The 23,068-nt window shown below is 64.7% G+C and carries 24 protein-coding genes; 15 read left to right on the forward strand and 9 right to left on the reverse strand.

What is annotated here, in order from left to right; all coding sequences use genetic code 11:
* The first annotated feature begins 98 nt into the window (after window positions 1-98).
* Window positions 99-1,853, forward strand: coding sequence for a ribonuclease J (locus J1M87_RS16675; RefSeq protein ID WP_374222399.1), 1,755 nt, complete (start codon window positions 99-101; stop codon window positions 1,851-1,853).
* Between the two features lie 5 nt (window positions 1,854-1,858).
* On the opposite strand, the gene J1M87_RS16680 is transcribed toward J1M87_RS16675, so the two are convergent.
* On the reverse strand, window positions 1,859-2,638 hold the full coding sequence (locus J1M87_RS16680; protein ID WP_206490581.1) for a sulfite exporter TauE/SafE family protein: 780 nt from the start codon (window positions 2,636-2,638) through the stop codon (window positions 1,859-1,861).
* 78 nt (window positions 2,639-2,716) lie between these two features.
* Between J1M87_RS16680 and J1M87_RS16685 the strand changes: the two genes are divergently transcribed.
* Complete coding sequence (locus tag J1M87_RS16685) at window positions 2,717-3,340, forward strand: TIGR03085 family metal-binding protein (RefSeq protein WP_206490582.1); 624 nt, start codon at window positions 2,717-2,719, stop codon at window positions 3,338-3,340.
* Between the two features lie 69 nt (window positions 3,341-3,409).
* On the forward strand, window positions 3,410-6,076 hold the full coding sequence (locus J1M87_RS16690; protein WP_206490583.1) for a DNA translocase FtsK: 2,667 nt from the start codon (window positions 3,410-3,412) through the stop codon (window positions 6,074-6,076).
* Window positions 6,077-6,160: 84 nt separating this feature from the next.
* On the opposite strand, the gene J1M87_RS16695 is transcribed toward J1M87_RS16690, so the two are convergent.
* Window positions 6,161-6,445: a YciI family protein gene (locus J1M87_RS16695; RefSeq protein WP_206490584.1), complete on the reverse strand. Its 285-nt coding sequence runs from the start codon at window positions 6,443-6,445 to the stop codon at window positions 6,161-6,163.
* A gap of 42 nt (window positions 6,446-6,487) precedes the next feature.
* Window positions 6,488-7,075, reverse strand: coding sequence for an amino-acid N-acetyltransferase (locus J1M87_RS16700; RefSeq protein ID WP_241256986.1), 588 nt, complete (start codon window positions 7,073-7,075; stop codon window positions 6,488-6,490).
* A 140-nt stretch (window positions 7,076-7,215) separates the two neighbouring features.
* Here J1M87_RS16700 and pgsA point away from each other — a divergent pair, with 140 nt between their 5' ends.
* The 5 genes from pgsA to J1M87_RS16725 all read left to right on the forward strand — a co-directional run bounded on the left by pgsA (window position 7,216) and on the right by J1M87_RS16725 (window position 10,592).
* The gene (pgsA, locus tag J1M87_RS16705) at window positions 7,216-7,908 is read left to right on the forward strand and encodes a CDP-diacylglycerol--glycerol-3-phosphate 3-phosphatidyltransferase (RefSeq protein WP_374222394.1); all 693 of its coding nucleotides are present in this window, start codon (window positions 7,216-7,218) and stop codon (window positions 7,906-7,908) included.
* Between the two features lie 199 nt (window positions 7,909-8,107).
* On the forward strand, window positions 8,108-8,449 hold the full coding sequence (locus tag J1M87_RS16710; RefSeq protein ID WP_206490585.1) for a helix-turn-helix domain-containing protein: 342 nt from the start codon (window positions 8,108-8,110) through the stop codon (window positions 8,447-8,449).
* A gap of 145 nt (window positions 8,450-8,594) precedes the next feature.
* A complete protein-coding gene (locus tag J1M87_RS16715) occupies window positions 8,595-9,404 on the forward strand; it encodes a PspA/IM30 family protein (RefSeq protein ID WP_206490586.1) in 810 nt (269 codons plus the stop codon).
* Window positions 9,405-9,515: 111 nt separating this feature from the next.
* Entirely contained in the window at window positions 9,516-10,316 is an 801-nt protein-coding gene (locus J1M87_RS16720) for a hypothetical protein (protein WP_206490587.1), read from the forward strand.
* Between the two features lie 102 nt (window positions 10,317-10,418).
* A complete protein-coding gene (locus J1M87_RS16725) occupies window positions 10,419-10,592 on the forward strand; it encodes a hypothetical protein (protein WP_206490588.1) in 174 nt (57 codons plus the stop codon).
* A 10-nt stretch (window positions 10,593-10,602) separates the two neighbouring features.
* On the opposite strand, the gene J1M87_RS16730 is transcribed toward J1M87_RS16725, so the two are convergent.
* Window positions 10,603-11,499 carry a diacylglycerol kinase gene (locus J1M87_RS16730; RefSeq protein WP_206490589.1) on the reverse strand — a complete coding sequence of 299 codons (897 nt, stop codon included), beginning with the start codon at window positions 11,497-11,499 and terminating at the stop codon, window positions 10,603-10,605.
* Window positions 11,500-11,781: 282 nt separating this feature from the next.
* Here J1M87_RS16730 and J1M87_RS16735 point away from each other — a divergent pair, with 282 nt between their 5' ends.
* The 5 genes from J1M87_RS16735 (at window position 11,782) to J1M87_RS16755 (ending at window position 15,674) form a co-directional block, all read left to right on the forward strand.
* The gene (locus tag J1M87_RS16735; protein ID WP_307830840.1) at window positions 11,782-12,360 is read left to right on the forward strand and encodes a TetR/AcrR family transcriptional regulator; all 579 of its coding nucleotides are present in this window, start codon (window positions 11,782-11,784) and stop codon (window positions 12,358-12,360) included.
* A 140-nt stretch (window positions 12,361-12,500) separates the two neighbouring features.
* Window positions 12,501-13,673 (forward strand): glycosyltransferase, encoded by a 1,173-nt coding sequence (locus J1M87_RS16740; RefSeq protein WP_206490591.1) that lies wholly within the window; start codon window positions 12,501-12,503, stop codon window positions 13,671-13,673.
* A 10-nt stretch (window positions 13,674-13,683) separates the two neighbouring features.
* Complete coding sequence (locus J1M87_RS16745; protein ID WP_206490592.1) at window positions 13,684-13,875, forward strand: DUF3046 domain-containing protein; 192 nt, start codon at window positions 13,684-13,686, stop codon at window positions 13,873-13,875.
* Window positions 13,876-14,069: 194 nt separating this feature from the next.
* A complete protein-coding gene (recA, locus tag J1M87_RS16750; RefSeq protein ID WP_206490593.1) occupies window positions 14,070-15,107 on the forward strand; it encodes a recombinase RecA in 1,038 nt (345 codons plus the stop codon).
* A gap of 12 nt (window positions 15,108-15,119) precedes the next feature.
* Window positions 15,120-15,674, forward strand: coding sequence for a regulatory protein RecX (locus J1M87_RS16755; protein WP_206490594.1), 555 nt, complete (start codon window positions 15,120-15,122; stop codon window positions 15,672-15,674).
* Window positions 15,675-15,768: 94 nt separating this feature from the next.
* Here the strand turns inward: J1M87_RS16755 and J1M87_RS16760 are convergent, their stop codons facing one another.
* The 4 genes from J1M87_RS16760 to J1M87_RS16775 form a co-directional block, all read right to left on the reverse strand.
* Window positions 15,769-16,635 carry an amino acid ABC transporter permease gene (locus tag J1M87_RS16760; RefSeq protein ID WP_206490595.1) on the reverse strand — a complete coding sequence of 289 codons (867 nt, stop codon included), beginning with the start codon at window positions 16,633-16,635 and terminating at the stop codon, window positions 15,769-15,771.
* Window positions 16,635-17,312, reverse strand: a complete 678-nt coding sequence (locus J1M87_RS16765) for an amino acid ABC transporter permease (protein WP_206490596.1) — start codon at window positions 17,310-17,312, stop codon at window positions 16,635-16,637. Before J1M87_RS16765 ends, J1M87_RS16760 begins: the two co-directional genes overlap by 1 nt.
* Window positions 17,313-17,395: 83 nt before the next feature.
* On the reverse strand, window positions 17,396-18,229 hold the full coding sequence (locus tag J1M87_RS16770) for a glutamate ABC transporter substrate-binding protein (protein WP_206490597.1): 834 nt from the start codon (window positions 18,227-18,229) through the stop codon (window positions 17,396-17,398).
* Between the two features lie 53 nt (window positions 18,230-18,282).
* Entirely contained in the window at window positions 18,283-19,011 is a 729-nt protein-coding gene (locus tag J1M87_RS16775) for an amino acid ABC transporter ATP-binding protein (protein WP_206490667.1), read from the reverse strand.
* A 249-nt stretch (window positions 19,012-19,260) separates the two neighbouring features.
* Here J1M87_RS16775 and miaB point away from each other — a divergent pair, with 249 nt between their 5' ends.
* Entirely contained in the window at window positions 19,261-20,811 is a 1,551-nt protein-coding gene (miaB, locus tag J1M87_RS16780; RefSeq protein ID WP_206490668.1) for a tRNA (N6-isopentenyl adenosine(37)-C2)-methylthiotransferase MiaB, read from the forward strand.
* On the forward strand, window positions 20,808-21,449 hold the full coding sequence (locus tag J1M87_RS16785; protein ID WP_206490598.1) for a hypothetical protein: 642 nt from the start codon (window positions 20,808-20,810) through the stop codon (window positions 21,447-21,449). Before miaB ends, J1M87_RS16785 begins: the two co-directional genes overlap by 4 nt.
* Before the next feature lie 25 nt (window positions 21,450-21,474).
* On the opposite strand, the gene J1M87_RS16790 is transcribed toward J1M87_RS16785, so the two are convergent.
* Complete coding sequence (locus J1M87_RS16790; RefSeq protein ID WP_206490599.1) at window positions 21,475-22,980, reverse strand: DUF349 domain-containing protein; 1,506 nt, start codon at window positions 22,978-22,980, stop codon at window positions 21,475-21,477.
* Between the last annotated feature and the right edge of the window lie 88 nt (window positions 22,981-23,068).

Below are 23,068 nucleotides of genomic sequence, written 5' to 3' on the forward strand. Positions count from 1 at the left end.
ACAGATCGCGCGGACGCGCAACCCGAAACGCTGGACCCCCCTCCGAGCGCAAGACCCCGACGCAGGGCCAGCCGTCGGGAGCACGGCAGGGCAAGCCGATGGTGCAGAACTCTGCGCGAACCCAACGCCCCGACGCGCGAAGGGAATTCGACCCGACGCAGCGACTCGGGACGCCGCCGAAGGCACCGTTCAAGGGCCTGCGCGTCGTTGCGCTCGGTGGCATCGGCGAAATCGGTCGCAACATGACCGTGTTCGAGCACCAGGGCAAGTTGCTGATCATCGACTGCGGCGTCCTGTTCCCCGAGGACCAGCAACCGGGCGTCGATCTGATCTTGCCCGACTTCCGGCACATCGAGAACCGTATGGCCGATGTCGAGGCCGTGGTTCTCACGCACGGCCACGAGGACCACATCGGAGCCGTTCCGTTCCTGCTTCGCCTGCGTCCCGATCTGCCTGTCGTCGGATCGAAGTTCACCCTCGCCCTGGTAGCAGCCAAGTGTCGTGAGCATCGGCTTCGGCCGAATCTCGTCGAGGTGATCGAAGGCCAGCACACTCAGCACGGCCCGTTCGACTGCGAGTACTTCGCGGTCAATCACTCGATTCCCGATGCGCTTGCCATCGCGGTCAGAACCGATGCCGGTCTGGTTCTGCACACCGGTGACATCAAACTCGATCAGCTACCACTGGACGGTCGTCTGACCGACCTGGCCGGATTCTCGCGACTCGGCGACGAGGGCGTCGACCTGTTCCTGGTCGACTCCACCAATGCCGAGGTACCCGGATTCGTCACTCCCGAGCGGGAGATCGGCGGCGTGCTCGACACGGTCATCGGCAAGGCGAAGCAGCGCGTCATCGTCGCGTCGTTCGCCAGCCACGTCCATCGTATTCAACAGGTGATCGACGTGGCCGAGCGATACAACCGGCGGGTGGCGTTCGTCGGCCGGTCCATGGTGCGCAACATGCAGATTGCCCAGGATCTGGGCTACCTGCGGGTGCCCGACGGGCTCGAGGTCAACATCGACACTGCCGCGACGCTCCCCGACGATCGGTTGGTTCTGATCTCCACCGGTTCGCAGGGCGAGCCGTTGTCGGCGCTCTCGCGGATGGCGCGCGGCGAGCATCGCCAGATCAACGTCAAGGCAAACGATCTCGTGGTGCTGGCGTCCTCGCTCATTCCCGGCAACGAGAACTCCGTGTTCGCGGTGGTCAACGGTCTCGCCAAGCGCGGTGCGACCGTTGTGACCCAGCAGAACGCGAAAGTTCACGTCTCGGGCCACGCATCTGCGGGCGAACTGCTGTACCTCTACAACGCGGTGCGGCCCACCAATGCCATGCCGGTGCACGGTGAGTGGCGGCACCTGCGGGCCAATGCTGCGCTGGCCAAGGCGACGGGAGTCCCCGAAGACCGCGTGGTGCTGGCCGAGGACGGCGTGGTGGTCGACATGGTCGACGGTCTCGCCGAGATCGTCGGGCAAGTACCCGTGGGGCATGTGTACGTCGATGGCCTCTCGGTCGGTGACGTCGGTGATTCGACCCTGTCCGATCGACTGGTGCTGGGTGAGGGCGGTTTCATCGCGATCAGCGTTGCCGTCGACTCCGCAACCGGGCGTGCCGTGACCGCACCCGAGGTGTCCGGTCGCGGGTTCTCCGACGACCCGGCCGCACTGAAGGAGGCCGGGCAGCTCGTGGAAGCGGAGCTGCATCGACTGGCGTCCGATGGCGTATCGGACACCCATCGCATCGCGCAGGCAGTGCGCCGCGTGGTGGGTCGCTGGGTGGCGGACAAATACCGCCGCAAGCCGATGATCGTTCCGACGATCATCGCGGTCAATCCGCAGTCGCAGCCGAAGTAGACCTGCTAGACCAGCAGTCGCCACAGTCCGATCAGTCCGAGCAGGACGATGGCACCGCGTAGGGCCGCCGGCGAAAGCCGGCGGCCGTAGCGGGCCCCGACCGCGCCGCCGATCAGCGATCCCACGGCGATGAGCCCGGCCGCCTGCCAGCTGATGTCGTCGAATCGAAAGATCGTATAGGTCACTGCGGCAACGACATTGACCACCAGCGACAGCAGATTCTTGGCGGCGTTCATGCGCTGCATGGTCTCGGGTAGCAATGCTCCCATCACGCCGATCAGCAGAATTCCCTGCGCGGCAGTGAAATACCCGCCGTAGACGCCCACCAAGAGGGTGCCCACGGTGATCAGGGCCATCCGGGTGCGGCTCAGGTGGCCCGCGGCCTTACCCGCGGCGTCCGAGCGTCGTTTCGCCCAGGCCTGAATTCTCGGTTGTGCGACAACGAGAATCAACGCTGCGATGAGCAGTACCGGTACCACTGAGGCGAACACGGTTTCGGGTAAGTGCAGCAACAGCCATGCGCCACCGAGTGCACCGAAGAACGAGGCAGGCAGTTGCCAGCGCAGTCGGTGCCACTGCCCGCGCAGTTCTCGGCGGTAACCCCAAGTGCCGGAAACGCTTCCCGCGACCAGACCGATCGCGTTGGACATCGTGGCCACCACCGGCGGATAGCCGAATGCGACCAGAGTCGGAAACGTGATCAGCGTTCCGGATCCGACGACGGCATTGATGGCCCCGGCCCCGAGGCCGGCGAGCAAGATCACGAGAATTTCCGATACCGGCACTATTGGGAGGCTACTCAGACATCGGTGTGCAGCGCCGAGCAGGATGCCGTCGGTTCCCGCGCGACGTACCGTGGACCTGTGAGCCTCGCCCAGGATGAACGTTCCCAGCTTGTTCGTACCCTTCTCGACGTCGGTCCCGACGCACCGACTCTGTGTGGAGAATGGACGGCAGCAGATCTGGCCGCACATCTGGTGGTGCGTGAGCGACGACTCGATGCAGTTCCGGGGATCTTCGTGCCGGCGCTCGAGGGCTACACCGAACGGGTGCAGCGGTCCGTCGCCGATCGACCGTTCGCGGCGGTTGTCGAGGATGTTCGTACCGGTCCACCGATCTGGTCGCCGTTCGTTGTGTTGGATCCATTGATCAATCTCGGTGAGATGTTCGTTCACCACGAGGATGTGCGCCGCGCAGGCGCGGGTTGGACCCGACGGACGATGCCGGCGGCGGTGGAGTCGCGGCTGTGGCCGCAGGTCCGATTGATCGGGCGGGCCGGACATCGCTCTGCACCCGTTCCGGTGCGCGTCCGCACACCCGATGGCCGGACAGCCACGTTCAAGGGCGGTGCCGGTGTCGGGGTGACGGTGGAGGGCGAGCCCTCCGAATTGCTTCTCTACGCCTTCGGTCGCGATCAGGTCGACGTCGAATACGTGGGTTCGGAGGACGATATCGCTGCGGTGAAGGCGCTCGATCCGAGTTTCTGACACATTCACCTCCGCTGTTACGGGTGTTGCGGATGGTTTCGGCGGGGCTGTTGCGACTAGCCTGGAGGCATGGCAGGAAAGACCAGCACCTCCACCGCCAGGGCCGGATCCACCGGATCCGGCTCTTCGCGCACGTCCGGTACCGCACGTAAGTCCGGTTCCGGCCGTACCGCACGGACCGTCACGACGCCGAAGAAGCCGACCGCACCGCGCAATCCGGCGACGGCTCGGGCGAGCGCCACGTCGCGCGGCAAGGGACCAGCGAGAGGTGCGGCGTCTCGGCGGCCGGCCACCAAGACGAAGTCCCGCGGTGCGCTCGACGCGATCGGCCGCGGCATCGCGTCCACCTGGTCCATGGCGGCCAAAGGCGTCGGTGCCACGACCAGAACGGTCGGCAAGGCTGCTGATATCGAGCACGGCCATCGCCGAGACGGGATCGCCCTCGGCTTGATCGCTGCCAGCGTGGTCCTCGCCGCGAGCGTGTGGTTCAGTGCCGGGGGACCGGTCGGTCGATGGATCGAGATCGGCATCCGCGCCGTCATCGGTGAAGCCGGATATGTCGCACCCGTTCTCGGCGTCGGCATCGCCGTGGTGTTGATGCGTTCCGAACCTCGACCCGAGGTGCGACCCCGACTCGTCCTCGGCTCGATCCTGCTCGCCCTCCCGATCCTGGGCTTGTGGCACATGGCCACCGGTTCGCCCAACGACGCCGCCGGTCGATCCGCAGGAGCGGGCTTCGTCGGATACGTCGCCGGGGGACCGATCGCCGACGGCCTCACCGTGTGGTTGGCGGTCCCGCTGCTGCTGCTCGCAGGCCTGTTCGGAGTGTTGCTGCTGACCGGAACCACGGTCCGCGACGTGCCGGACCGCTTGCGGGCGCTGTTCGGCACCGACAGTCGCGGCGACGAATACGAGGACTACGACCCGGCCGACTTCGGGTCCGAGTTCGCAGACGAGGGCTACGGCGCGTACGACGCCGATTTCGACGCCGACGGATATCCGGTTCACGGCAGCGCCGATCCGTACGACAACTACCCGACCGAGGAATACATCCCGGTCGCCAAGTCGCCGCGCGCGCGCAAGACCCCGACGCCGGAGGCAGCCACCGAGGTCATCGCGCCCGCCGCCACGCCCACCGCTGCGCCCGAGCGGCCGAAGCCCAAACCGATCGTCAAAGCCGCCGAACCGAAACCGACGGCCGAGGACGACAAGATCGTCGTCGATCGCGTCGTCGACGGGGACTACACACTTCCGTCGTTATCGCTGCTCATCGACGGCGATCCACCCAAAACCCGTAGCCAGGCCAACGATGCCATGATCGAGGCCATCTCCGAGGTGCTCGATCAGTTCAAGATCGATGCCGCGGTCACGGGCTTCACCCGAGGACCGACGGTCACCCGTTACGAGGTCGAACTGGGCCCCGGCGTCAAGGTCGAGAAGATCACCGCGCTGGCCCGCAACATCGCGTACGCGGTCGCGACCGACAACGTACGTCTGCTCGCCCCGATCCCCGGCAAGTCCGCGGTCGGTATCGAGGTACCGAACTCGGACCGCGAAATGGTCCGGCTGGCCGATGTGCTCACTGCGCCGTCGACGCGCAAGGATCACCATCCATTGGTGATCGGCCTCGGTAAGGACATCGAGGGTGACTTCGTCAGTGCCAACCTGTCGAAGATGCCCCACCTGCTGGTGGCCGGATCCACCGGATCGGGCAAGTCGAGTTTCGTGAACTCGATGCTGGTGTCGTTGCTCGCGCGAGCGACACCGGACGAGGTACGGATGATCCTGATCGACCCGAAGATGGTGGAGTTGACGCCCTACGAGGGCATTCCGCACCTCATCACGCCGATCATCACGCAGCCGAAGAAGGCCGCGGCAGCCCTGGCTTGGCTCGTCGAAGAGATGGAGCAGCGCTACCAGGACATGCAGGTCAACAAGGTCAGGCACATCGACGACTTCAACAAGAAGGTGCGTTCGGGCGAGATCACGGCACCCCTGGGTAGCGAACGCGTCTACCGGCCGTACCCCTACATCCTGGCCATCGTGGACGAGTTGGCCGACTTGATGATGACGGCGCCGCGTGACGTCGAGGAAGCGATCGTGCGGATCACCCAGAAGGCGCGCGCGGCTGGCATACACCTGGTGCTCGCCACGCAGCGTCCCTCGGTGGACGTGGTGACGGGCCTGATCAAGACCAACGTGCCCTCGAGACTGGCCTTCGCCACGTCCTCGCTGACGGACTCACGCGTCATCCTGGATCAGCCGGGTGCGGAAAAGCTGATCGGTATGGGCGACGCACTGTTCCTGCCGATGGGTGCCGGTAAGCCGACGCGTCTGCAGGGCGCATTCATCACCGACGAGGAGATCGCCGCCGTCGTCGACTTCGCGAAGAACCAGGCCGAGCCCGAGTACAACGAGACCGTGACCGCGGCAAAGGTCTCGGACAAGAAGGACGTCGACCCCGATATCGGCGACGACCTCGACGTGTTGCTGCAGGCCGTCGAGCTGGTGGTGACCAGCCAGTTCGGTTCCACCTCGATGCTGCAGCGCAAACTTCGAGTCGGCTTCGCCAAGGCCGGGCGGTTGATGGACCTGATGGAGAACCGCGGGGTGGTCGGCCCCAGTGAGGGCTCGAAGGCTCGCGAGGTCCTCATCAAACCGGACGAGCTCGACGGTCTGCTGTGGTCGATCAAGGGCGGCGACCCGGACGAGCAGCCGGCCTCCGACGAGTTCTGACGGTCCACGTTTTGGGTGAATGGACCACTGCGGGCGTGTCGGCCGTGCAGTGGTCCATTCACCGGAATCGGTCGAGCGGGCCGATCAGGACGTGAACGCGCCCATCACGGGAGTCCATTCGTCGAAGGAAGCCGACTCGATCAGGTTCTCCACGGCGAACGGATCCTGAGCGAACAGCGTCTCGACTGTGGCTGCGTCCGGGCCGTCGACCAGCAGCAACGCGCCGCTACCGTCGGCGTAGGGGCCACTCGACACCAGAGTCTTCTGCTCGAGCAGGTCGGCCAGCCAGGCGCGATGAGCCGCGCGATGAGTGTCGCGGCCGTCCGCGGTGGCGGGTGAGTAGACGTAGCTGACGGCGATCAGAGGCATGGAACTCTCTTCCGGGATTCGAGGGGTGGTCCACGGATTCTGTCAGAGTGACAGCAGCATTCGAGTGTTGCCCAGGGTGTTGGGCTTGACGAAGCTCAGGTCGAGGAATTCGGCAACGCCGGTGTCGTAGGACCGGCACATTTCGGCGTACACCTCGGCCGTGACGGGCGTGCCATCGATCTCGGCGAATCCGTGTCTGGCGAAGAAATCCACCTCGAAGGTCAGCACGAACACTTTCTGCAGCGCTAGATCACGCGCGACCTCGATGAGCTTGGCGACGATCACATGCCCGGCCCCGTGCCCTTTCGCGGCCGGATCGACGGCCACCGTGCGTACCTCGCCCAGATCGGCCCACAACACGTGCAACGCCCCGCAGCCGATGATCTCGCCGTCACGCTCGGCGATCCAGAACTCTTGCACTGCCTCGTACAACGTCACGAGATTCTTCTCGAGCAGAATGCGTCCGGCATAGATGTCGATCAAGCGTTTGATCTCGGGAACGTCGGAGGTCTTGGCGCGACGCACGACGACTGTGCTGTCCGGAGCGGAACTCCGGTCCACGGTGTCGGGACGCACGTCGGATCCGAGATACGCGGTATCGCGACTCGCCCGGTTCGGCCCAGAAGTCATGTGGTGAACAGTAGCGAGTACCCCAACCGATAAACTTTCCGTGTGTCGTTCACTGAGCTGGTTACCCGTCTCGGCGGGTCGGTGCTGCGCGAAGGTGAACACACCACCGATTGCCATGTGCCGGGCTCGCGGGTTCGACGATGACCGAGCCGGTAGCGCCCGATCAGGGCGCCCCCGCGAGCAGCGGCAAGCCCGAACGCGGTACCTCCGGCAGTCACGGGGGTCCCCGGAGCACGGCATTGCCGCATGGCAATGCCGCCCCGGGCGGATCCGAGGACGTGCCTCTGCTCAACATCGCCAACGTGTTGACGGTGCTCCGAATCGCACTGGTGCCGGTCTTCCTCGCGGCGTTGTTCGTCGGGGACGGCCACGAGAGCACCTGGCGCCTGGTTGCGACAGCGATCTTCGCCGGTGCGGCCATCACCGACCGGATCGATGGGCAACTGGCACGCAAGTACGGTCTGGTCACCGATTTCGGGAAGATGGCCGATCCCATCGCAGACAAGGCGTTGATCGGCGCGGCTCTCGTCGGATTGTCGATGCTGGGGGATCTGTCCTGGTGGGTCACCGTGATCATCGCGGTCCGAGAAATCGGCATCACGCTGGTGCGGTTCGCAGTACTTCGCCACGGAGTCATCCCAGCCGGCCGGGGCGGGAAGGTGAAGACCCTGGTGCAGACGTTCGCGATCGGGGTGTACCTGTGTCCGCTGCCGGACGCGTTCGATCCGGTCGCGATCACGCTGATGGTTCTGGCGGTGTTGCTGACCGTCTACACCGGCGTCGACTACGTGGTGCAGGCAGTTCGCTTGCGTAGAGGCAGGTCCTCACGATGAGCGCAGTGGCGGGATACAGTCTTCGAAGCCGTGTCGGAGCGGCTTCGGCGCGTGCGGGAGCGAACGGGCATATAGGGTCGGGAACCAATCGGACCGACTGGGACGTTGGACATCGTGACGGCTCCGGACGAAACGAGATATGAACGTTGTGGTCCCGACGGTTCGGCCGTCGAGACCGATACCAACGAGGAGGAGCGAGATGGCGCTGCTATTGCGTGAAGCACTCGGCGACAGTTTGCGGCGAACTCGCGTCGCACAGAGTCGGACCCTGCGTGAAGTCTCGAACACCGCACGCGTGAGCCTCGGGTACCTCTCGGAGGTGGAACGTGGCCGCAAGGAGGCGTCGAGCGAACTGCTCGCCGCGATCTGCGACGCGCTTGCGGTCCCGCTCGCGGATGTCATGAGCGATGTCAGCGTGACTCTGTCCGATGCATCCCTCGCCGCTGCACTGGCGGAGGACGCGGCTGTGGCGACTCGCATCGACGGCGATACTCGCGTCGTGATTCCCGCACCTGCTGCCAGAGCCCTCGCTGCCGCCTAAGATCGACGGGTACTCGATTTCGTACTCCTGACCCAGACCAAGCACCCGACATTCTCAGCACGGACAGGTTCATGTCGGTCACTGCGAGAGCAGTCCGACCCGTACGCGGCCACCGCGGCGCAACAGATGGAGGCAGGACCACCCCATGGCTAATCCTTTCGTCAAGGCCTGGAAATACATGATGGCGCTCTTCAATTCCAAGATCGACGAGAAGGCCGACCCCAAAGTTCAGATTCAGCAGGCCATCGAAGACGCGCAGCGGCAGCACCAGGCTCTGTCCCAGCAGGCCGCCTCCGTCATCGGTAACCAGCGTCAGCTGGAAATGAAGCTGAGCAGGCAGTTGGACGAGGTCGAGAAGCTCAACGCCAACGCCAGGCAAGCGGTGACGCTGGCCGATCAGGCCACCGCTGCGGGCGACATCGAGAAAGCCACCCAGTACACCAACGCCGCCGAGGCATTCGCTGCACAGTTGGTGACCGCCGAACAGAGCGTCGAGGACCTGAAAGTTCTGCACGATCAGTCGCTGCAGGCCGCCACTCAGGCCAAGAAAGCCGTCGAGCAGAACGCGATGGCGCTGCAGTCCAAGGTTGCCGAGCGCACCAAGCTGCTCAGCCAACTCGAGCAGGCGAAGATGCAAGAGAAGGTCAGCGAGTCTCTGCGTTCGATGGACAGCACGCTGTCCGCGCCCGGGAACACTCCGAGCTTGGACGCTGTCCGCGACAAGATCGAACGTCGGTACGCGGACGCTCTCGGATCGGCCGAGCTGGCGCAGAACTCGGTCTCGGGACGCATGCTCGAAGTGCAGCAGGCATCGGTGCAGATGGCCGGGCACAGTCGACTCGAGCAGATCCGTGCATCGATGTCGGGTGACTCCCTGGCATCGGGCAACTCCGCCGCCAAGCCCTCGATCGCCAAGTCCCCCGACGCAACGCCCGAGCCTCCGGCACAGGCGTGACCGGTCGAGCGAACGGCTCTGCCGACTGACGTCAGCGCCGACATGACAGACAGAGAACACGAAACCGGCCGGTCGCGTAAGCGGCCGGCCGTTTCGCTCGATCGCGAGTCCGTGACTGCAGCAGTTGCGGACTCGGGCGCAGTGGTCCGATCTCTCGCCGAGTCCGCACGCGGAGCGGGCATGTCCCTCCTCGCCGCGGCCGGACGCCGAAAGGACCCCCGCGCCAAGCATCTGAAGAAGATTCGGCGCGCCAGACGCCGAGGCATCCGGTTCGGTGCAGCCTCGACCACGTCGGCAGTCGGAACAGCGGGATTGGCGGTGTTGTCCGCCCCGGAGTGGACCTTGTTCGTCGGTGGCGGTTCAGCTGCGGTCATGGCCGTACCTGCGGTGTTCGCAGTGACCCGCTTGCGCCGTCTTCGATCTCAGCCGGTGCCGGTGGGGATACCGGCCAAACGGATGGCACCGCAGCGCGCATCCGCCGCCTACGAGTCGATGACGCGGCTGGCTGGAGCAGAGCAGGGGTTCTTCGAGTTGTTGTCGATCCTGTCTCGATCCGAGACCATCGGGGCCGACGAGATCGAAGAGATGATCGGTGTCGCCTCCGCTGCGGCTCGAAGTCTCGAGGGTGTCGCCGTCGACATAGCCGCTCTCGAACGCGCAGGCGCGACCAGCGATGTCACACGGGAGCATCTGCGCAGCGCAACGGAATCGGCCGCAGCCGATCTCGCCACCGGCGTCGAGCAGTACGAACAGCTCGTTGCGGCGGCCGCTCGCATGACCGGACCCGCCGGATTCGCGTCGGCGACGGTCGTGGAATCGCATCGCCGCGAATTGGCGTCGGCCACCGATCGGCTGCAGGGGTGGGCCGAGGCGCTCACCGAAATCGACCAGATCCGGGCGCGACACCGCTGAGCCATTTCAGGGTTCACCCCGATGTATTCGCAGCGCCCCGATGCGAGGATCGAGATATGCGGCACGACACGGTGCACGTACGACACAGCAGGGAGCTGCGAAATGATCTGGAAAGTACTCGGATTCATCGTTCTGATCTGGATAGCGCTTGCACTATTGGGCGCCATCATCAAGGGCGTGTTCTGGCTGGTGGTGGCGGGAGCCGTCGTGTTGGGGCTGGTATGGCTGTACAAGGCGATCTCGTCCTCCGATGATCATTCGTCCCTGAAGTACTGAGTCCGCCTCACTACCCGTGCGGCGCGGAGTTCCGATCGACGAACACCCGCAGTGCGTGCGGAACGGACCGTACGGTGACGGGCAACGCGCCCACCCGTTCACCGTCCGCATAGGCGACTATTCCGTCGCTGTGCAGAGCGACCCGAGCGGAGGTATAGGTGTCGACCTGCGGGAGATCGACATGCGTTCCCCGATAGAGGGTGGGCGACATCCCGAGCAAGCGAGTTCGGCTGACCCCACGTACGACGGTGACGTCGAGTAGACCGTCGTCCACACGAGCGGCCGGACAGATCGACATTCCTCCGCCGTAGCTGGTGCCGTTCCCCACGGCGACCAACGTGGCATCGACCGTGAGTTCGGCGTCGTCCAATTCGATGACGAACGGTAGCTTTTCGAGTGTTGCCAGCTGCAAGACCATGGCCGCGTTGTAGCGCAGTGGGCCGCCGACCCAGCGAAGCCGACTCGCTCGCTCGGTGACCAGCGAATCGAAACCACTCGACAACACCGTCGCGAACCAACGATCGCCCACCCGGCCGAGATCGATCGTGCGGGTGATGTTCTCGGCGACGATATCTGCTGCGCGAACGGTATCGCCGAGGGGTAGACCCAGTGCTCGCGCGAAATCGTTTCCGCTGCCTGCAGGTACCAGGCCCATCGGGGTGTCGGTGCCGGCGAGCACCTGAAGCACGAGATTGACGAGCCCGTCCCCACCGACTGCGACGACGGCGTCGGTTCCGCCTCTGACGGCTCTCTCGAGCAAAATCAATGCGTCTCCGGGGGTGCGGCCCTCGATGGCGTTGACGTGAAGCTGTCGCTCGCGGAGTCGGGCCACGGCATAGCGGCCGCAGTAGGCAGCGCGTCCACGGCCGGCCGTCGGATTGGTCAGCACTGTCACCGAGCGGGTCATGGTCGTCCCGATTGTTCGATCACGTGGCCAAGCTTGCCAGGGTTGGCATCCCGTGTGGTGACGACCGACTCGATTCCTACCCGGAGTAGCTCGCGACGGCGTGTGCTCGCTCACAGTGCTGCCGGAAAATTGCTGTAACCGTGAGCTATAGTAACTAAGCGATCTGCTTGTGCAGCAGTTCAGGAGTTCTTCCCGCGACGTGAAGGGTGGCACGTGACCGAGCAGCCGGTGTCGAGTTCCGTCTCGACCGAGCCCGCACAGTCCGAGCCCGCGCGGCCGGGCATCGGTGCGCCCGAGAAGTCTGTCGAGGACGCCGTTCTCGACGCCGCGCACTCGTGCATCCTCGAACACGGAGTCAAGCGGACAACGCTTGCCGAGATCGCCCGACGAGCCAAGGTCAGCAGGCCGACGGTGTACCGGCGATGGGCCGATACACGAGCTGTGGTGTCGAGTCTGCTCACCCGAGAGATCGGCGCACTGATCCCGCGCTTGGATGCAGCGGCCACCGGTCGCGATCAGATCGTGGCCGGTGTCGTCGCGTCCGCCGACCGAATCCGAGTCCACCCGCTGTTCGTGAAGATTCTGCGATCCGACTCCGATGTGCTCGCCACCTACATCCTGCATCGACTCGGCACGAGTCAGGTGTTGATCATCGATTCATTGGCCGGCTTGATTCTTGCAGGACAACGGGATTCGTCGATCCGTGCTGGTGATCCTTCGACGATGGCCACGATCGTTCTGCTGATGGTGCAATCGGCCGTCCAGTCCGCGGAGATGGTGTCCGAGCGAGTGCCCGGTGCCGAGGTGATCCGTCAGATGGCATCGGCCGTCGACGCCTATCTCAGGCCCGTCGCCGCATGACCGAGCATGGTCGATCGGCGGACATCACCACCCGCGCTCCAGTCCGCTGGAACCCTCTCGCACCGTTCGGGGCGCCGTCGACCTGAGTCCTCGTCGCTGGATGTCGGTCGCGGCCGTGTCGGGTGTGGCAGGCTGGTCCCGTGCGAGTGGCAGTGGTGGCAGGGCCCGACCCGGGGCACGCGTTTCCGGCCATTGCGCTGTCTCTGCTCTTTCGCCGAGCCGGCGACGACCCTGTTCTGTTCACCGGAAGTCGGTGGGTATCCGACGCGCGGGCCGCTGGGCTACGGGCTCTTCCGCTGGGCGGACTGGCACCGCGACCCGAGGACGATGATCTCGATGCCGGTCAGCGCATTCACTCACGCGCGGCGTTCGTCTCTACCGAACTGTTGCCCGATCTCGAGCGGGAGAACGTCGACCTGGTCGTGTCCGATATCCTCACCGCCGGCGGCGGCATGGCTGCCGAGCGTCTCGGTATCAGCTGGGTGGAGCTTTCACCCCACCCTCTGTATTCACCCTCGAAAGGGTTGCCTCCCATCGGAAGTGGCCTGGCTCCTGGCGTCGGACTGCGAGGGATGCTGCGCGATACCGTGATGCGAGCGTTGACCGCGCGTTCGATTGCGCAGGGACGATCTCAACGCGCCGTCGCCAGGACCGGCATCGGACTTCCCGGCCCGGATCCTGGCCCGGCTGCCCGCTTGATCGCCACCATTCCGGCACTCGAAGTGGAACGCCCGGACTGGCCGAAGAATGCACACGTGGTCGGGCCGCTGCTGTGGGAGCCGACCGAGGCCCTGCTCGATGTACCCGACGGCGATGCACCGTTGGTCGTCGTGGCCCCCTCGACGGCGTTCACCGGTGCCGAGGGAATGCTAGAGATGGCGCTGAAAGGTTTGGACGGCAGCGGGGTTCGGGTGGTGGCCTCGGTTCTCGACGGAGGTCCCGAGGTGCTACCGGAGTGGGCGAACGCCGGTCTCGGTCGGCAGGACGATCTGCTTCGCCGCGCCGATCTGGTGGTGTGCGGCGGCGGGCACGGAATGTTGGCGAAGGCCCTCATCCACGGGGTGCCGGTGGTGACCGTGCCCGGCGGCGGCGATCAATGGGAGCTGGCGAACCGGGCGGCCCGGCAGGGCAGCGCCGTGATCGTTCGGCCTGCGACGGCTGCCTCGATCGCCGACGCGGTGACCGTTGTGCTCTCCGATCCACGGTATGCCCAGGCGGCGGCGCGTGCGGCGGCAGGCGCGCACCGCGTCGAGGATCCCGTGTCGGTGTGCCACGAGGTGCTCGCTCGTCACGCGCCGCGGGCCGGACGTTAGGATCGTTTCTGTGCGTCTGACCGAATTTCGTGAACTGCTCACCGAGGAGTTCGGCTCCGTTCGAGGTAATTCCTTGCTGGCCGATCATGTGCTCTCCGGTATCGGCCGAACGGGGGCACAGGCCATCGAGGAGGGCGTCGACCCGCGGGAAGTGTGGCGTTCGATCTGTTACGAGTTCGATGTTCCGAAAGAACGCTGGTAGCTCCTCGCTGGTGAAGTCGATCCGTCGGCGTGTCGAAAGCCGAGGTAGTTGACTCGAACACCTGTTCCCCTATGCTGGTGTCAACGGTTGCGGAGCGGTCTAGAGGAACTTCTTGTCGGTACCCCGTTCTAGCGTTACCGACGACAAGCTGATCGATACGACACAGCTGAACGACACAACACAGGGAGCTCACGATGGCTGCATACGATCGCGACAAAGCGCTCGATCTCGCACTCGCGCAGATCGACAAGAACTTCGGCAAGGGTTCGGTCATGCGCCTCGGTGACGAGGTTCGCCAGCCCATCGCCGTCATCCCGACGGGATCGATCGCCCTCGATGTGGCACTCGGCATCGGAGGGTTGCCGCGTGGACGCGTCATCGAGGTGTACGGTCCGGAATCCTCGGGTAAGACCACCGTTGCTCTGCATGCGGTAGCCAGTGCTCAGCGGGCAGGCGGGATCGCCGCGTTCATCGACGCAGAGCACGCACTCGACCCGGACTACGCCAAGAAGCTCGGTGTCGATACCGATGCGCTGTTGGTCTCACAGCCCGATACCGGTGAGCAGGCCCTCGAGATCGCCGACATGCTGATTCGCTCGGGTGCCCTCGACATCCTCGTGGTCGACTCGGTTGCGGCACTGGTACCTCGCGCCGAGATCGAAGGCGAGATGGGTGATAGCCACGTCGGTTTGCAGGCGCGCCTGATGAGCCAGGCGCTGCGCAAGATCACCGGTGCGATGAGCAACTCCGGCACCACCGTCATCTTCATCAACCAGCTGCGCGAGAAGATCGGCGTGATGTTCGGCTCACCCGAAACCACCACCGGTGGTAAGGCATTGAAGTTCTACGCCTCGGTCCGCCTCGACATCCGCCGCATCGAAACCCTGAAGGACGGAACCGACGCCATCGGTAACCGCACCCGGGTCAAGGTTGTCAAGAACAAGGTCGCGCCGCCGTTCAAGCAGGCTGAGTTCGACATCATCTACGGCAAGGGCATCAGCCGCGAGGGCTCGTTGATCGACATGGGCGTCGAGCATGGGTTCATCCGCAAGTCGGGTTCGTGGTTCACCTACGAAGGCGATCAGCTCGGCCAGGGCAAGGAGAACGCCCGCAAGTTCATGCTCGAGAACCCCGACGTGCGGGACGAGATCGAGAAGAAGATCATGGAGAAGTTGCAGATCGGCGCAGACGTCACCGCGGAAGAGCCCGCAGCTGCTCCGGTCGACTTCTAATCTGGTCTCGCTGTGCAGCAGCGACACGACGAGGGTGGCGGCACCGAGGCGCAGGCGAAAGATGCCTGCCTTCGGTTGCTGACCGACCGAGCACGCAGTAGGTACGAACTCGAAACGAGCCTCGCCAAGAAGGGCTTCACCGCCGAGATTGCGAACGCAGTTCTGGATCGGCTCGAAAAGGCGAAGCTCGTGGACGACGAATCGTTCGCGCAGCAGTGGGTCCAATCTCGGCACACCTACTCCGGTAGAGGCAAACGGGCCTTGAGCATGGAGCTCCGAAACAAGGGTGTCAGTAACGAACTGGCCGTGCACGCGCTCGATATGATCGACGCCGAGGACGAGCGTCAGCGCGCAGCCGAGTTGGTACGCAAGCGATTTCGTACACTGCAGCTGCCGGATCCGAGCGGACCGGACGCTCGCGCCGAGCGCGACAAGGTGGTCCGCAAGCTCGTCGGGATGCTCGCTCGCCGCGGATACTCGCAGGGAATGGCATTTGCGGTGGTCAAGGAAGAACTCGACCGCGCTGGTGCCGACACCGAAGACTTCGACAGCACCGACACGATGTGATCGTCCACCTCGGGTCGGAGTCGTCGAGAAACAGTAAGGCCCGCAACACCATCGGTGTTGCGGGCCTTACTGGTGTCAGTCCGGCGGCGAGTTGTCAGGCCGCGTGGCTTGCATCCGCAGCCGGTGCCGGAGTGCCGGATTTACTCTTGCCGGTCCTCAGTCGCTTCTCGACGACGGTCGCGAGCTTGGTCAGCGAGGAGTTGATGATGATCATGATGATGGCCACGATCACCAACGACGGCAGATAGTTGCTGTAGAAGGCACCCACCTGCTGACCGGAACGAACGACCTCGACATAGCCGATGATGTAGCCGAGCGCCGAGTCCTTCAACGCCACAACCATCTGCGAGATGATCGCCGGCAACATCGCGGTGACGGCCTGGGGGAGCAGGACGAGGAGCATGACCTGGCTCTTGCGCATACCGAGCGCCGACGCTGCCTCACGCTGGCCCTTGGGTAGCGAATTGACGCCCGCACGCACGATCTCGGCGATGACCGAGCCGTTGTACAGCGTCAGGCCGGTGACCACCGCTGCCAACGCCAGGTACTTGACCTTGAAGACCTCGTAGTCCGCGTAGACGGCGTACAAGAAGATCATCAGGATCAGCACTGGAACTGCGCGGAACACCTCGACGACGACCCCGCTGATCACCCGTACCGTTCGGTGATCCGAGAGCCGTCCGATGCCGAGAACAGCGCCCAGTATCAACGCGAACACGATCGACAATGCCGCAGCGATCAGCGTTCCCTGGATGCCGGGAAGTAGATAAGTGGTCCAGGTGGTGGATTCGAGGAACGGATCCCATTTCTCCGCGGTCAACTGACCTTTGGAATCGAGAGCCCGGTAGATCAGGAAAGCGATTCCCAACGAGACCACCGCGACCACCGCGGTGAGGATGCGGTACCGCAGCACCGCCTTGGGGCCGGGGACGTCGTACAGAACTGCCACTGCATCACTCATCAGGACACCGCCAATCGCTTGCTGATGTAACCGAAGAGCAATCCGGTCGGGAGCGTCAGGATCATGAATCCGAGCGCGAAAATGCCGCCGACTACGAAGATCGCCGCCTCGTTCTCGATCATGTTCTTCATCAGGAACGACGCTTCAGCGACACCGATGACCGACGCGATGGTCGTGTTCTTGGTCAGTGCGATCACGACACTGCCGAGCGGCCCGACCACTGCCCTGAACGCCTGGGGAAGAACGACGATCGAGATGTTCTGGGTGAACGTCATGCCCAACGAGCGACCGGCCTCGGCTTGACCGACCGGGACGGTATTGATTCCCGAGCGCAGCGATTCGGCGACGAACGATGCGGTGTAGACGCTCAGACCGAGGATGGCCAACCGAAAGTTGTTGTTCTCGAAGAAGGTCGGCGAGGTCTCGGAGGCCAACGCGACGCCCATGGTTCCGTACAGCCCGAAGGAGGTGAACAGGATGATCAGGGTCAGCGGGGTGTTGCGGAAGATGGTGACGTACGTGGCGGCTATGCCGCGTGCGATCGGGACGGGGGAGACCCGCATCGCGGCGATGATCGTTCCGATGACCAAGGCTCCGACCAGTGAGGCCAGGGTGAGGTAGATGGTCGTCAGGAACGCGTCTATCAGTTGATCGCCGTACTTGCTCAGTAGGTTCACGGTGTTTCAGGTCCTCACGGCTCGGCGAGTTCGACCCTGCCGTTCCGCTGCGCCGAGGGCAGCGGAACGGCAGGTGTCATCGATCAGTAGCGGTCGACGGTGGGCGGAGCCGGCAGCGGGTAGCCGGATGCGCCGACGGTGTCTTCGAAGGCCTGCTCCCAGGCACCGCTCGAGACCATCTCTTCGATGGCGTCGTTGATCTGGTTGCGCCCCTCGGTGTCGTCCTTGTTCAGGCCGATGCCGTAGTTCTCCGTGGTGAAGGGCTCGCCGACGACCTTGAACTGTCCGGGGGACTGAGCTGCGTAACCGGCGAGGATGATGTCGTCGGTGGTGACGGCGTCGACAGTGCCGTTGCGCAGAGCCTCCACACAGGCGGAGTACGTGTCGAATGGCTGAAGCTGCACGCCGGGGTACTCGTCGGCGATGTTCTGAGCGGGGGTGGATCCGGTGACCGAGCACAGCCGCTTGCCGTTGTCGAGCGAGTCTGCGCCGGTGATGTCGGTGTTGTCTTCCCGTACCAGCAGCGACTGCCCGGCTACGAAGTACGGTCCGGCGAAGCCGACCTTCTCCTTGCGGGCGTCGGTGATCGAGTAGGTGGCGACGATGTAGTCGACCTCACCGTTTTCGATCAGGGTCTCGCGCTGCGCGGAGGGGGACTCCTTGAATTCGATGTTCGCGGGGTCCACTCCGAGCTGGCCGGCGACGTACTTGGCCACCTCGACATCGAAGCCGGAGAAGGTGCCGTCGGGGTTGCGCAATCCGAGGCCGGGCTGATCGAACTTGATGCCGACGACGAATTTGCCGGACTCCGCGCTGCTCGAGATGGTGCGGGCTTCTTCTCCGCCGCCGCATGCTGTGGCGACGATGGACAGAGCGGCGATGGCGACACCGAGGCGAAGTGGTCGGGTGATTCTCACTGTGAATGTCCTTACGGATTGGTTGGTACTTGTCGGGTGAACGATGAATCGGGTCAGTGACCGAGGATCTTGCCGAGGAAATCCTTGGCACGTTCGGATTTCGGTGACTTGAAGAACGTTTCGGGATCGGTGTCCTCGACGACGGCACCGTCGGCCATGAAGATCACGCGGTCACCGGCTTTGCGGGCGAAACCCATCTCGTGGGTGACGACGAGCATCGTCATGCCCTCCTTGGCGAGTGAGGTCATGACGTCGAGCACCTCGTTCACCATCTCGGGGTCGAGCGCCGAGGTGGGCTCGTCGAACAGCATGACCTTGGGGTTCATCGCCAGTGACCGAGCAATCGCGACGCGCTGCTGCTGTCCACCGGAAAGCTGAGCGGGGTATTTGTCGGCCTGGTTGGCAATGCCGACGCGCTCGAGCAGTGCCAGGGCACTCTTCTCGGCCTCGTCCTTCTTCTGCTTGCGCACCTTGATCGGCGCGAGCATCACGTTCTGCAGAATGGTCTTGTGCGCGAAGAGGTTGAACGACTGGAACACCATCCCCACGTCCGCACGCAGTGCTGCGAGAGCCTTGCCCTCGGCGGGAAGTAGGTTTCCATCGACCTCGATAGCGCCCGAGTCGATCGGCTCCAGTCGGTTGATCGTCCGGCACAGGGTCGACTTACCCGATCCGGACGGACCGACGACGATGACGACCTGACCGGCAGGAACTTCGAGGTTGATGTCCTTGAGAACGTGCAGATCACCGAAGTGTTTGTCGACGGATTTGAGCGAGATCATCGAAGGTGCGCCCGGCGAGGGTGTCGATGCGGGCGCGTCGGTGGCGTGCGTCATGAGACGAAACCCTATGCGTAGTTTCCTCGGGGACCGGCGTTTTCGCCCGCAGTCTTCGATTATGTAATGGAAACTTTACTGTGGGACTGCATCGGCCCAGCACAGTCAGCGGCGGAGCCCGCGACCCCAGCGGGCCGGTCGGTGCGATGGACGTACCCTGGAGGGGTGCAGACGAGTGTTTTTCCGACCGTGAACGTGGCCGATCGTGGCAGTTCCGATCCCGCGCCGGCCGAAGAAGCGTCGGCGACGGCCCCCCGCAGCTACGAGGTGCGCACGCACGGTTGTCAGATGAACGTCCACGACTCGGAGCGGCTGTCCGGATTGCTCGAGGACGCAGGGTACGTTCCGGCAGACCCGGGTACCGACGCCGACCTCGTTGTCTTCAATACCTGCGCAGTACGAGAGAACGCCGACAACAAGCTGTACGGCAATCTCGGGATGCTGCGACCCGCGAAGACCCGCAACCCGAACATGCAGATCGCGGTCGGGGGCTGCCTGGCGCAGAAGGATCGCTCCACCGTCGTGGAGAAGGCTCCGTGGGTCGACGTCGTGTTCGGAACCCACAACATCGGGTCGCTTCCGGTGCTGCTCGAACGCGCTCGACACAACGACCGAGCTCAGGTGGAGATCCTCGAGTCACTCGACGCCTTTCCGTCCACCCTGCCGGCCAAACGGGAGTCCGCATACGCAGGTTGGGTGTCGATCTCGGTGGGCTGCAACAACACCTGCACGTTCTGCATCGTTCCGGCCCTGCGCGGCAAGGAAATCGACCGCAGGCCGGGCGACATCCTCGCCGAGGTACAGGCATTGGTGGACCAGGGCGTGCTCGAGGTGACGCTGCTCGGCCAGAACGTCAACGCCTACGGTGCCTCGTTCGCCGATCCGGAGATGCCGCGCGATCGTGGCGCGTTCGCGTCGCTGTTGACCGCATGCGGATCGATCGAGGGGCTCGAACGAGTGCGGTTCACCTCCCCGCACCCGGCCGAGTTCACCGACGATGTGATCGAGGCGATGGCGTCCACCCCGAACATCTGCCCCACCCTGCACATGCCGTTGCAGTCCGGATCGGATCGAATTCTCAAGGCGATGCGCAGGTCCTATCGGCAGACGAAGTTCATGGGAATCATCGACAAGGTGCGCGCCGCCATGCCGCATGCGGCCATCACCACCGACATCATCGTCGGCTTTCCAGGCGAGACCGAAGAGGATTTCGAGCAGACCCTCGAGGTGGTGCGGCGCGCGAAGTTCGCCAACGCCTACACCTTCCAGTACTCCAAGCGTCCGGGGACACCGGCCGCGGACATGCCCGACCAGGTGCCCAAAGAGGTTGTGCAAGAGCGGTATCTGCGATTGATCGCATTGCAGGAAGAGATCGTTCTCGCAGCCAATCAGGCTCTGATCGGTACCGACGTCGAACTTCTCGTTGCCACCGGTGAGGGACGCAAGAATGCTGCGACCCATCGGATGAGCGGACGCGCCAGGGACGGTCGGCTCGTCCACTTCGCCGTCGACCCGGCCAGGGCAGAGCAGATTCGCCCGGGCGATGTCGTGACGACAACACTGACTGCCGCAGCCCCGTATCACCTCATCGCCGACGCCGGAGTGCTCACGCACCGCCGCACCGCAGCCGGCGATGCCCACGAACGCGGCATCATGCCGAAGACCCCACCGATCGGCGTCGGTCTCGGACTCCCTTCCATCGGCGCACCTGCGCCCCTCCCGGTTCAGACAGGATGCACCGCATGACAGAGACCGACGGACCCGACCGCGCCACCACCGATGACTCCGGCGGCCCCACCGGCTCTGCTGGGTCCGCCGGCTCCGCTGGCACCACCGGCTCCGCCGAGGAACTCGAACGCGCGGAGCGAACGGTGATGACCGAACTGGACCCCGGCGCGCGGGCCATGGTCGTGGCCGGACTGGTATTGGTCCTGCTCGTCACGTTCGCGCTGCCGCACGCCGGCTCCGCCAGCGGGTTCGACGTTCTCTCGGGCAGCGATGCGGCAGTCGCCGAATCGATTGCGCTGCCGTCGCGCATCTTCGTCGTGCTGGTGCTGACGTTCGGCGTGGTGATGTCGGTGCTGGCGCTCGTCACGCGAATATGGGCGTTGGCGTGGGCTGCACTTGCCGGGTGTGCGGTGTCCTCGGTGTACGGAATGCTCTCGATCTGGACGCGGCAGACCCTGCCGGACAACCTGCAGGGCGGCGGACCGGGTATCGGCCTGATCATCGCGTGGATCGCCGTGATTGCGCTGACCTTCCACTGGCTCAAGGCCGTGTGGAACAAGACGAACTCGCAGCTCGCCGCTCAGGAGCAACGCCGAATCGCGGCCGCGTCGGGCGAGCAGAAACTGCGCTTGTGGGACGGCCACTCGGCCCCGTAGGTCCGAGCGGTCGCCCCACCGCCGGTCACAGTTCGTCGACGGCGCTCTCTGCTGCGTCTGCCCACTCGCGCCACTGCTGAGCCTGCGCCTGCGCGCGCTCGGCGTCCTTGGTTCTGCCCGCTGCCTTCGCCTTTGCAGCCTGATCCTCGAACTGGGATACCCGCTCGCGGAACTGAGCCGCACGGGCCACGGCCTCGGGATCCGAACGTCGCCACTGAGCTTCCACGGCGTCGTGGACGGATTTCTCGATCGCCCGCAGTTTTCCTTCGAGTTCCTGCATCTTCTCGCGAGGAACCTTGCCGATGGCATCCCACTTGTCCTGCAGGTCACGCAGGGCCGACCGTGCCGCGTCCAGGTCCTTGCTCGGATCTATGTGGGTCCTGGCCAGCAAGGCTTCCTTGGCCTCGGCGTTGCCCTCGAACTCGGCGTCCCGCTCGGACGCAGCGGCGTTGCGTGCCGAGAAGAACACGTCCTGCGCAGCCTTGAAGTTCTTCCAGAGGGCGTCGTCGGCATCGCGTGGTGCCCGGCCCGATGCTTTCCACTCGACGAGCAGATCGCGGAATGCTGCGGCGGTGGGGCCCCAGTCGGTGGACGAGGACAACGCCCGTGCTCGTTCGACGAGCTCCTCCTTGCGCGTTTTCGCAGCTCCACGTTCTCGATCGAGATCTGCGAAGTGCGCTCCGCGTCGCCGATTGAAGTTCTCCCGAGCCTTGGAGTACCGCTTCCACAGTGCATCGTCGACCTTGCGATCGACCCCGCGGATCGTCTTCCATTCATCGAGGATTTCGCGCAGCCGATCTCCGGCCTGCTTCCACTGGGTCGACTCACCGCCGATCTGTTCGGCCTCGGCCGCGAGGGCCTCCTTACGGGCGGTGTGCTCGGCTCGTTCGAGTTCCTTCTCCTTCTTGGCCACTGCTGCCGCGGCGTCGGAATGCTCGACGACCGCATCGAGTCGCCGGGCGAGCAGCTCGAGGTCGCCGATCACCGCTGCGGTGGGCAAGCTCTCCAGCAACGAGGACGCGGCAGCCTTGGTCTTCTTCGCATCGCCCGTGCCGGAGGTCAGCCGTGCTTCGAGCAGACCGACCTCGGTGGCGAGATCGTCGTAGCGCCGACCGAAATGGGCGAGCCCTTCTGCCGCGTCGCCGGCCTGCCAGGATCCGATCTGCCGCTCGCCGTCGGCTGTCTTCACCCACGCGGTGCCGTCGTCGTCGACTCTGCCGAACTTGCTGGGATCGCTCGCCGGGGCGACAGTCGGAATCGCGGTGGGGACGTGCGAGGGCGTCGGATGCGGCTTGGCCCCGATCGAACCACCCGGACGAGGAGAACCGACCCCATGAGCACCGGGCCTGGGCCCGCCGCCGGGCTTCGGGCCACCGCCTGGCTTGGGTCCGTTGCCCGGCTTCGGGCCACCGCCGGGCTTGACGGGATCGGACTGGGCGGGACTGGGCTCGGCCGCACCGGTGGTCTGCTGGGGTGCATCGGAGGACGCAGCCTCGGTAGGTGTGGGGGTACCGGCATTCGGGTCGGTCATTGTTCCTCATCTCTGCCGCGCGTCACGGCTGCCTTAGATCGCGATCTGGACACCATTGAACTCGGTGACGACCGATCGGACCATTGAA

The organism is Rhodococcus sp. KRD162 (assembly GCF_017168335.1).
GTDB lineage: Bacteria > Actinomycetota > Actinomycetes > Mycobacteriales > Mycobacteriaceae > Rhodococcoides.

What these genes read in the sequence shown, in the direction of transcription:
- pgsA (WP_374222394.1), top strand. Translation starts at nt 7,216, where the DNA reads ATGACCGAGCCGGTAGCGCCCGATCAGGGCGCCCCCGCGAGCAGCGGC.
- J1M87_RS16760 (WP_206490595.1), bottom strand. Translation starts at nt 16,635, where the DNA reads ATGAGTGATGCAGTGGCAGTTCTGTACGACGTCCCCGGCCCCAAGGCG.
- J1M87_RS16785 (WP_206490598.1), top strand. Translation starts at nt 20,808, where the DNA reads ATGACAGAGACCGACGGACCCGACCGCGCCACCACCGATGACTCCGGC.
- J1M87_RS16730 (WP_206490589.1), bottom strand. Translation starts at nt 11,499, where the DNA reads ATGACCCGCTCGGTGACAGTGCTGACCAATCCGACGGCCGGCCGTGGA.
- J1M87_RS16695 (WP_206490584.1), bottom strand. Translation starts at nt 6,445, where the DNA reads ATGCCTCTGATCGCCGTCAGCTACGTCTACTCACCCGCCACCGCGGAC.
- J1M87_RS16710 (WP_206490585.1), top strand. Translation starts at nt 8,108, where the DNA reads ATGGCGCTGCTATTGCGTGAAGCACTCGGCGACAGTTTGCGGCGAACT.
- J1M87_RS16775 (WP_206490667.1), bottom strand. Translation starts at nt 19,011, where the DNA reads ATGATCTCGCTCAAATCCGTCGACAAACACTTCGGTGATCTGCACGTT.
- J1M87_RS16725 (WP_206490588.1), top strand. Translation starts at nt 10,419, where the DNA reads ATGATCTGGAAAGTACTCGGATTCATCGTTCTGATCTGGATAGCGCTT.
- J1M87_RS16790 (WP_206490599.1), bottom strand. Translation starts at nt 22,980, where the DNA reads ATGACCGACCCGAATGCCGGTACCCCCACACCTACCGAGGCTGCGTCC.
- J1M87_RS16715 (WP_206490586.1), top strand. Translation starts at nt 8,595, where the DNA reads ATGGCTAATCCTTTCGTCAAGGCCTGGAAATACATGATGGCGCTCTTC.
- recA (WP_206490593.1), top strand. Translation starts at nt 14,070, where the DNA reads ATGGCTGCATACGATCGCGACAAAGCGCTCGATCTCGCACTCGCGCAG.
- J1M87_RS16675 (WP_374222399.1), top strand. Translation starts at nt 99, where the DNA reads ATGGTGCAGAACTCTGCGCGAACCCAACGCCCCGACGCGCGAAGGGAA.
- J1M87_RS16690 (WP_206490583.1), top strand. Translation starts at nt 3,410, where the DNA reads ATGGCAGGAAAGACCAGCACCTCCACCGCCAGGGCCGGATCCACCGGA.
- J1M87_RS16700 (WP_241256986.1), bottom strand. Translation starts at nt 7,075, where the DNA reads ATGACTTCTGGGCCGAACCGGGCGAGTCGCGATACCGCGTATCTCGGA.